Below are 9,214 nucleotides of genomic sequence, written 5' to 3' on the forward strand. Positions count from 1 at the left end.
TGGCGCCCGTGAGCGACAATCCCATCGTCATGCTGTCGGCTGTACCCGGCACATGATCGGCTCAAACCGATGCCGAAATCGGCGGTGGCTCCTATAAGCTACACCATCCCGTGGGACACGATCCTGTGCAGCGACCACGCCACCGGTAATTTCGAGCGCGCTCCGCTCGCCCGGATCCATTGCGCTCAGGCTCGCAAAAAGGTCATGCATCCCCGTCTTCCGCCGACGGGTTTCCGCCTTCCGCGCCGACCTGTAGGTGGCTTGGGCCTCCAGTGCCTTCACATGCGCGTCGCGGAATACGCGCTGGCCGACCGGGTGCCGCGACAGGGAAGCGGCGGCGGTCCCGGATTTACGGGCCGCGCAGGGAATATCGTGGCCTAGGCAATCGTCAACAGCTTGTATAAGGGCGGTTCTGGAGGTGTAGCGCGCGAGAACGCGCGGGTGCGGGAGTGAATCGCAGATCAGCTTGATCGGGGCGGGTGTTTGAGCCGGGCAACATGCGGAGCAGTGAGAAGGACGTGACGCGGTGGTCGAGCCGATCCACGAATAGATGTCTGGACGTCTTCTATCCTAAATTTTAAGGGCGGGAGACGAACATCGGGAAATGTAATTTCAGCGAAGAGTTTAGGCGTGATGCGGTGGCCGAGATCACCGGCCGTGGGTGTCCGGTAGCCGAGGTTTCCGGGTGGCTCGGCGTCACGGTCATTTGGGTTGGTTATTTAATATGGGACTGTTTGGGTGAAAGCGGGTAAACAAGATAGTTCTCAAAAAAAGTTTTGGCTTGGATGGTTTAAAAAAAGAAAGTCTCCCAAGACAATTGCTCCCTCTCCAAGTGAATATGGGCAAGTGGGTCAAGAAGCAATCGAGCGCCTTGCCATAGTCGAAGCGCTATATCGTGAGACATATGGTTTTGCGCTGGAGCAACGGGCCAGAGCGTCCTGGTTTCAGCAGGTGGCAATCGAACTCGCCCGGCCGCCATTAGGGTGGCGACGCTGGCTGCCCTATTGGAGGGTGCAGCGCCGCACCCTCAGGAGACTGGCGCGATTTGGCTTATTCGATGCCGCCGACTATCTGAGCCGCTATCCCGACGTCGCCGCGTCGCGCAACGATCCAGTCTATCATTTTCTTGAACACGGCTTGTCCGAGCAGCGAAATGGCGGTGTCGATTTTGCACCATTGCCGCATATCCAGCCCACGACCATCCTGCTGCCGGCAATTCTGTCCAGCGGACTGTTCGACCCGGACTGGTATGCCCGCCGATATAATGTGAGTGGCACGCCACTGGAATTGCTTGAAAACTATCTGGCGGCAGCTGTGAAGGACCCTCTGCGCGATCCAGGGCCGCTTTTTTCCGGAACATTCTATACGCTGGAACATCCTGACACGCGCAGCGTCCAGCCTCTGGAACATTATGTCGGATACGGCATGAGAGAGGGGCGCAGGGCATTCAGGGCATCGGCCGCCGACAGGTTTATGGCCGATGCACCCGACACGCCCCTGCCCGGAATGGCTGACTATCTGCCCTCCGGTCGCAAGGTGGTGGTGCTCCATTGGGACAAGGGCAATTTCTTCTTCACCGACATTGCCCGCTATGTCACCGAAGCGATCGCGGCACTGGGTTTCGAGGTGACCATGCTGACCGATCATGCCGGGCTTGACCTGGATGGCATGGAGATCGTCGTTGTCGCCCCGCATGAATATTGCGTCTATGGGCCGGGTACGCATTTCCCCGCCGAGGTGGCCGCGCGCGCAATCCATATCAATACCGAACAATGGCATACCTCCTGGTTCTCGCTCGCGCTGGACAAGATGCTTGTCTCCCGACGAGCGCTGGACATCAATCCGCTGTCGGCGCGCGGTCTGTCGCGCCTTGGCATCCATGCCGGCTTCCTGCCGCTATTGCCCCGCGCCAATGGCGTTTTCGATTTCAAACAGGCTCCATTATCACGTCAGGTCACGGACCTGCGCGCGGTCAAGCCGCTGACTTTCCCGGCCCGCTTCGTCGACCGGCCCTATGACATCCTGTTCGCCGGCGCGCTGAACAACCGGCGCGCGCGCGCTCTGGCGAAGCTTGCGCCTGTGCTGTCGGACTATAACTGTTTCCTGCATGCTCCCCGGCTGCATGGCCCGGTTACGCCCGACAATCCCAACATGATCGGCAGCGGCGACCTAGCCCAACTCGCGAAAAATGCAAAAATATTGCTGAACATCCATCAGGGCGACAGCCATTATTTCGAATGGCATCGCTTGGTGCTGACGGGCATTGCCCAAGGATGCGTGCCTGTGACCGAACCCTGTTCCGACATCGGCATGGTGCGGCCCGGCGACCATTATGTCGCGGTCCCAATCGACGAGATGGACGAGCGTATCGCTTGGCTACTGGACACGGCGGCGGGGCGGCACGAACTGGCACGACTGCATGACAATGGCCGCGCCCTGATGGCCAGACTGGGAAGGATGTAAGCGCGATGCAGACTCAGGGAAGCGACCATGTGTTCGAGCGTGGCGCGCGCGACAACCGCGTATCGATCATCGTCCCGCTTTTTAATTATGCCCATCATGTGGTCGAAACGCTCGACAGCGTTCTTGCTCAAAGTACGGATGATATCAGCCTGATCGTGGTGGATGATTGCAGCACCGATAATTCGGTCGATACCGTCCACGGATGGATGCAGCACCAGCGCAGGAGCCGTAAGGGCATGTTGCTGGTCCGCAACCGGGCAAACGCCAAGCTGTCGATCACTCGCAATACCGGCATAGCTTTGTCCCGTTCCGATTATTGTTTCATGCTGGACGCCGACAATATCCTGTATCCGCGTTGTATCGAAAAGCATGTCGAAGCGCTGACCGCTCGTCCCGATGCTGACGCGGCCTACAGCCTGCTCGAGGTGTTTGAAGGGCAGGCCGATGTGATCGGTGCGGGCGTTTTCACTAAGGATGGCCTCAAGCATGGCAATTTCATAGATGCCATGGCCCTGTTCCGCCGGTCGATGTTGCTGGCGATGGATGGCTATGAGAATATCCGCTATGGCTGGGAAGATTATGACCTGTGGCTGCGGATGGTGAATGAGGACAGGATCGCCCTTCATCTTCCCGAAATTCTGGCACGCTACCGTCAGCATAATAGTTCGATGTTGAGGACGGAAACCAACGTAAACAAGAATATCCATTTTCTGCATGATTTGATGAAGAAGCGCCACGATTGGCTGGAGCTTCGCTGAGAGCTTGTCTCAAAATGCGCCTTTGGCGCGCCCGCACCTGCCCTTACCCCCAACCCGGCCTCCCATTCAGGATGCATTCTGTACGAGGCCGGGCGGGGCAAGGGTGCTTGCCGCAACCGAAATGCGCCTTGTCGCGCATTCCGGGACAGGTGCCGGGGCCGTTTTACGGCATCGGCATGATGACGTCGCCGTTGTTATAGCGGGGTGGGCGGCCCGAAATGAATATCGCTTCTTCCAACGACCCCTGAACCCAGGGCGTCTGCCCTCCGCCGGTTTCCAGCACGACCGATTTGATGACGTCGGCCAGCGCATCGTCAAGTGATTTGGGCTGGGCCAGCGCCTTGACGAGGGAAAGGGTGAAAGGGCTGTTCCCGCTGTTTTTGGCTGCATCCATTGCGACATTGCCGGGGTCGGTCGAAAAAACGACCTTGATGCCCCGGCCCTGAAGGCGAAATTGCGCCAGACCGTTGGACGCCAGCAGACCGGGTGAATCGAGTGGCAGCGATTGCAGGCCGTCGTCGGGTTGGCCCGCCGATCCGGTGCGTTTGAGGCCGCGACTTTGCAGCCGTTGCACGTCGACGGCGCGTGCGCCCGCGACATGGGGTGTCTGGTTCAGGGCGAAGGGATTGTTGCGGCAGGCGTCCAGGAACAGCAGGACAAGCTTGGCCCGTTGCCGCGCCCGCAACACGATGTCGCCGATCGGGATCAGGCTCGCCCCATCGCCTGACACGATATAATTTACGCCGTCCACTTGCACGCCATGCCCGGCAAAATAGATGAAGGCGATCTCGCTGGACTGGAGGCTGTCGAGATAGCCGGTTAGCAGATGGGCCAGGACGGCCCGGTCGGGATCCTTGGCGAGTAGGATCTTGCGGGCGGGATCCTGATGCAGGAAGCGGGCGACTAGTTCGGCGTCGCGGACGGCATTGGCCAGATGGAAAGCGGCCGGGGCCGAGGCGTAGGATGCACCGATCACCAGCGCGTTGACCGGCACCTTGTCCGATTTTGCAGCGCGTGCCGGAGGCGGCAGGAAAAGACCCGCCGCATTGGCCAGGGGCAGTATAGTGGCGAGCGAAGACAACAGAAGGTGCCGCCGGGAAAAATCAGGGTTCACTACCGTCTCCATTTCATCAAGCCGACAACGATCATCCATGATGCTCCAGATCGATATTTTCCAGCATAGCCTGTGTGATTATCTGTTGCCACTATAGTAGGTTCATGCTCAACGAACAGTGGGTAACGAATTGGGGAAAAATCGATGAAATGCTTTTGTGGGGCTGCTGCTTTTGCTTTGTCCGTGATGCCATCTGTTGCGCTTGCCGATGATGTCACGCTGGCGGCGCGCAGCTGGTATCTGTTCGATTCGCTGTCGAGCGGGGACCAACTCGGGACTAATGGTGCGGGCGACACGGGCAGTTTCACCTCCGAAACCTTTACCGTCTTGATGAAGGGCGGCAGTATTTCCTACCGGTCGGACGATTTCCTGCCTGCAACAACATTTACCGCCACCGGCCTGTTCGGATCGGACACGAAGGAACTGACGATACGGGGCGGGTCGGTCATCAACTTTCCCGGCCAAACTTTCCAGCAGTTGATGTTCAGCGAGCAGCGCACGCCGCAAGATTTGCGCCGCCGCGATTTTGAGGTGACTGCCCAAACCCGGATCAACGATCTTCTCTCCTGGACGCTGGGAGTGCGCTATGAACGGGCGCGGGTTCGTTTCACGTCGCAGGTCACCAATTATTCGTCCAATCCCTTCACAAACAAGGTCGATGTGACCACCATCGTCTCCGCGCCTTTCAGCGGCGGCTATGATCTTTTCTCGCTGCGTGGTGGCGTTGCGCTCGCCGCACCACTTAACGAGAATCGCCGCACCCTGCTCTACGCCAACGCCATGGGCTTTGTCGGCAGACGGGAAAACAAGGACCGCATCGCCGCGCCGCAATATGACGACGCCAGCTTCATCGGTCCCGACCTGACCGTAGGTTTGAGCCACAGATTGGCCCCGAACATCGCGCTGGACATACGCTATCGTGCGCAATTCTTCTTCTCGATCAGCGGGTCGGGGTCATTTTCCGAACCCAAGACGACCCATGGTCCCAGTCTGGGCCTGTCCTACGGTTTTTAGAACCTGCTTTGAATATCTGTAGCTAGCGATGCACTGGAGGAGGAAGGGGCAACTTTGCCGCTGTAGTCCTGCCGACGGGACGCATTCCAATAGACGGCAAATTCCGGAATGTGACGCCTCGTAAAGATCGCCTGTCACTTGTAAGGGGCAAAGCCGTCAGCATCGCTCTGCACGTCCAATCGGACGGTCGTCTTATGCAGTGCACTCACGTTTCTACCGCTATCATTATTGGTCGGCATATGTCACGTCGATAAGTGATCAGTGGCGGCGGCCAGAAGGTTGTCGCATGACGACGCGCTGTTCGCGCTGGCCGAGGCGAATCTAAAGTTTACAAAGTTGCGAAAGGTCGGTTCTGTGGTGAGCCGATGTTCCAACATCGCACCGGAACGACGTCAGTTGGTCGCGAGCTGCCGGAAAAGCGGACGGGCCACAGCTGGGCATCGGAATTTCACGGCTAAACGGCAAGAATGGGTCGTTTGCGAAATGTCAGGGCAGTAATGCAAGGCACGAATAGCTTCCACTCGGCATCACTCTGTCGGCGTCACTTTACATCAACTCTATTGAACCCAGATAATCCAGCAGCGCCCGTATCCGCGTCGCCGCGCGGTCCTCCGCCGCGTAGAGGGCGTGGATGTCCTCGCCATCGCCAGGATTGAAATCGTCCAGTACCTCTACCAGCCGCCCGGCTTTAATGTCCGCCGCGACGTGGAAGACCCCATGCCTGGCGATGCCGCAACCTGCAACTGCCATTTGCCTGACGACCTCGCCCGAATTGCCGAAGAAGCGTCCTTCCACCGGCTTCTGGACAACGCGATCACCGACCTGGAATGGCCAGCTATCGATCGAACGGCGAAAGCTGAAACGCAGGCAGTCGTGTGCGTCGAGATCGTCGGGCTGCCGGGGAATGCCGCGACGCGCGAGATAGTCGGGGCTGGCGACCAGTGTCATGCGGCTATGCCCCAGCTTTTTTGCACGCAGCCGCGTGTCGCGAAGCGGACCGATGCGGATCGCAACGTCTGCTCGCCTCTCCACCAGATCGACGATGCTGTCGGTAAGCGTCAGTTCGATCTTCACGGCCGGATGGCGTTCGGCAAAGCCGGGGAGAGCCGGGATGAGGCAGTGGACTCCGAAGGATGGTGAGGCATTGACGCGCAGCAACCCGCGCGCGAGTTGATCCGCCTGACCCAGGCTCCTCTCAACGTCCGCCATGTCCGCAATCAGGGCACCCATCCGATCGCGATAGGACGCACCCTCCGCCGTCAACGCCAGGGCACGCGTGGTCCGCCGCAGAAGCGTGATTGCGAGCCTCTTCTCTAGGCGCGCGATGGAACGGCTCACCGCCGAGGGGGTGAGACGAAGCATGCGGGCTGCACCTGCAAAGCTGCCCTCCCCTGCAACGGTCAGGAATATCTCGATGTCGCCAAAACGATTATCCATGACTTCAATTCACTTCTGAAGTGATGAGGCGCATTCTAGGCATTAATGATGAGGATGTCTATTTTCCATTCAGTTGATCTTCACTGGCAGGAGTTAATCATGGACCTCAATCTCAACGGCAAGACCGCCATTGTCACCGGATCGACCGCCGGGATCGGCCTTGCGATAGCCAAACGCCTCTCCGCTGAGGGTGTCGCCGTTACCATCACCGGTCGTAATTCGGCGAAGATCGAAGCCGCCGCTTCCGAGATCGGTGGCAGCGTTAATCCCGTCCTTGCAGACCCCGCGACAGCCGAAGGCGCCGCGGTCCTGATCGCTGCCGTTCCCGATACCGACATCCTCGTCAACAATCTTGGCATCTACGAGGCCAAAGATTTTGCCGACATTCAGGACGAGGACTGGCATCATATATTTGAGGTCAACGTCGTGAGCGGTGCCCGCCTCGCCCGGCATTATTTCCCTCGGATGCTGCAGAAAGACTGGGGCCGTGTGTTGTTCATCGCTAGCGAGAGTGGACTTCTGCCGCCCGCCGAGATGATCCATTACGGCATGACAAAGTCAGCACAGCTTTCTATCTCGCGTGGCCTTGCCGAACATACGCGGGGAACTGGGGTCACGGTCAACAGCGTATTGCCCGGACCGACCCGCTCGGAAGGGATCGTCGATTTCATTCGCTCGGTCGTCGAACACAAGGATGCGCCGGAAGCCGAACGGGAAGTCGAATTCTTCACGAAGCTCCGTCCCCTCTCGCTCATCCAGCGACTTATCGAGGCGGACGAAGTTGGCGCGATGGTCGCCTATCTCGCAAGTCCGCTCGCTGCTGCGACCAACGGCGCGGCTCTCCGCGTCGAAGGGGGGATCATACCGACTATTGCCTGATGGGGCGGCCGATCCAAACTGCGGAAACAGTCCTGCTGCTGATCTGTGCTACCACTCAATGGAAAGGGATGAGCGGCCATGCATGCCCTCGTCACTGAACGGCAGGCGATGGTCGATTGCCCCCTCAACAACGGACGATCTGCACTAAGGCCGCAAAATTGGTCGCTGAGAGTCCGGTCAGGCTCAAAAGACGCGTGCCTGGCGTCAGCGCGCATGTCGGTTGCGCGCTGACGCCGTCATTTTTATTACGCAGCGTCGACGAGCACGATTTCGCTGTCTTCGATCGCTGTCACGCGGATCACGTCGAGATCGCTGATCGCAGCGCCATCGCGCGCATTGACACGAACGTCGTCGATGGTGATCGCGCCGGTGGCGGGCACCAGATAGGCTTTGCGATAGCGGCCCAACGGATATTCGGCGCTTTCACCGGCCTTCAATGTTGCCGCGACGATGCGGGCATCGGTGCGGATTGGCAGGGCATCGTTATCATTCTCATAGCCTGAAGCCAGCGTCACGAAATGGCCCGATCGCTCACCTCTGGGGAAGGGCTTGGCACCCCAGCTGGGCGCTTCGCCAGCGCGGGTGGGGACAATCCATATCTGGAAGATCCTGGTGGTCACATCCTCCAGATTATATTCGCTGTGGCGCACGCCCGTCCCCGCACTCATCACCTGCACGTCGCCAGCCTCGGTCCGGCCCTTGTTGCCGAGGCTGTCCTCATGGGTGATCGCCCCTTCGCGGACATAGGTGATGATTTCCATGTCGCGATGGGGGTGCGGCGGGAAGCCAGTGTGGGGCGCAATAGTGTCGTCATTCCACACGCGTAGATTGCCCCAGTGCATACGGGCAGGGTCGTGATAGCCAGCGAACGAGAAATGATGCTTGGCGTCCAGCCAGCCATGGTTGGCACCGCCGAGACTGTCATAGGGGCGAAGTTCGATCATGTCGGTATCTCCAGGGTAGGCGGCGATATGCCGCCCTGTTGGAGATGCTTTTATCGCTTGCGAGCCTGCCTTCTCAGAGGGATAAAAGCGGACGAAACGTTCGAGGAAATCGAAAAGTGAACAGGCCAGGCACGCCGACCTTCGACCAGCTGCGCATATTTCTGACGATCGTGGATACGGGCAGTTTTGCCGCCGCCGGACGCCGGCTCAACCGCGCCGTGTCAGTCATCAGCTATGGCATCGCCAATCTGGAGGCGCAGCTTGGCCTGATGCTGTTCGAGCGGGAGGGCACGCGCAAGCCCGTATTGACGGTCGCGGGCCGGGCGTTGCTGGCGGAAGCACGCAGCATATCGCATGGCATGGACGGGCTGCGCGCCAAGGTGAAGGGGCTGCTTGACGGGCTGGAGGCGGAGGTCGATTTCGCCGTCGATGTGATGCTGCCATCCGAACGGCTGGGCAAGGTGCTGCGCGCCTTCGCCGCTGAATTCCCGACGGTGCAGTTGCGCCTGCATGTCGAGGCACTCGGCGCGATCACGGCGATGGTGCTGGACCGGCAGGCGGTCGTCGGCATTTCGGGGCCTTTGGCGGCCGGTGTCGAAGGTGTG

Annotated in this window: 8 protein-coding genes; 5 read left to right on the top strand and 3 right to left on the bottom strand. The window is 59.4% G+C overall.

Translation table 11 applies throughout. The features are described 5' to 3' along the window. The first annotated feature begins 951 nt into the window (after positions 1-951). The gene (locus D0Z70_RS23715; RefSeq protein WP_182914099.1) at positions 952-2,463 is read left to right on the top strand and encodes a CgeB family protein; all 1,512 of its coding nucleotides are present in this window, start codon (positions 952-954) and stop codon (positions 2,461-2,463) included. A 5-nt stretch (positions 2,464-2,468) separates the two neighbouring features. Next, entirely contained in the window at positions 2,469-3,221 is a 753-nt protein-coding gene (locus tag D0Z70_RS23720; RefSeq protein ID WP_119750635.1) for a glycosyltransferase family 2 protein, read from the top strand. 163 nt (positions 3,222-3,384) lie between these two features. Here the strand turns inward: D0Z70_RS23720 and D0Z70_RS23725 are convergent, their stop codons facing one another. Continuing rightward, positions 3,385-4,335, bottom strand: a complete 951-nt coding sequence (locus D0Z70_RS23725; protein ID WP_220475706.1) for a caspase family protein — start codon at positions 4,333-4,335, stop codon at positions 3,385-3,387. A 186-nt stretch (positions 4,336-4,521) separates the two neighbouring features. On the opposite strand from D0Z70_RS23725, the gene D0Z70_RS23730 reads away from it, so the two are divergent. Next, positions 4,522-5,349 (top strand): TonB-dependent receptor, encoded by an 828-nt coding sequence (locus D0Z70_RS23730; RefSeq protein ID WP_182914100.1) that lies wholly within the window; start codon positions 4,522-4,524, stop codon positions 5,347-5,349. Between the two features lie 546 nt (positions 5,350-5,895). Here the strand turns inward: D0Z70_RS23730 and D0Z70_RS23735 are convergent. Further along, a complete protein-coding gene (locus D0Z70_RS23735) occupies positions 5,896-6,786 on the bottom strand; it encodes a LysR family transcriptional regulator (RefSeq protein WP_119750641.1) in 891 nt (296 codons plus the stop codon). A 99-nt stretch (positions 6,787-6,885) separates the two neighbouring features. Here D0Z70_RS23735 and D0Z70_RS23740 point away from each other — a divergent pair, with 99 nt between their 5' ends. Further along, positions 6,886-7,665, top strand: a complete 780-nt coding sequence (locus tag D0Z70_RS23740; RefSeq protein ID WP_119750643.1) for an SDR family NAD(P)-dependent oxidoreductase — start codon at positions 6,886-6,888, stop codon at positions 7,663-7,665. Positions 7,666-7,910: 245 nt separating this feature from the next. Here the strand turns inward: D0Z70_RS23740 and D0Z70_RS23745 are convergent, their stop codons facing one another. Beyond that, positions 7,911-8,609 carry a pirin family protein gene (locus D0Z70_RS23745; protein WP_119750645.1) on the bottom strand — a complete coding sequence of 233 codons (699 nt, stop codon included), beginning with the start codon at positions 8,607-8,609 and terminating at the stop codon, positions 7,911-7,913. Between the two features lie 116 nt (positions 8,610-8,725). On the opposite strand from D0Z70_RS23745, the gene D0Z70_RS23750 reads away from it, so the two are divergent. Further along, positions 8,726-9,214 (top strand): LysR family transcriptional regulator (locus tag D0Z70_RS23750; RefSeq protein ID WP_147418833.1); only part of this gene is annotated, 489 nt, incomplete at its 3' end.

Origin of the sequence: Sphingobium terrigena (genome assembly GCF_003591655.1) — a bacterium.
GTDB lineage: Bacteria > Pseudomonadota > Alphaproteobacteria > Sphingomonadales > Sphingomonadaceae > Sphingobium > Sphingobium terrigena.

Bases quoted from the DNA above. Each gene is read 5' to 3' on its own strand.
- D0Z70_RS23720 (WP_119750635.1), top strand. From the start codon at position 2,469: ATGCAGACTCAGGGAAGCGACCATGTGTTCGAGCGTGGCGCGCGCGAC.
- D0Z70_RS23730 (WP_182914100.1), top strand. From the start codon at position 4,522: ATGCCATCTGTTGCGCTTGCCGATGATGTCACGCTGGCGGCGCGCAGC.
- D0Z70_RS23735 (WP_119750641.1), bottom strand. From the start codon at position 6,786: ATGGATAATCGTTTTGGCGACATCGAGATATTCCTGACCGTTGCAGGG.
- D0Z70_RS23740 (WP_119750643.1), top strand. From the start codon at position 6,886: ATGGACCTCAATCTCAACGGCAAGACCGCCATTGTCACCGGATCGACC.
- D0Z70_RS23745 (WP_119750645.1), bottom strand. From the start codon at position 8,609: ATGATCGAACTTCGCCCCTATGACAGTCTCGGCGGTGCCAACCATGGC.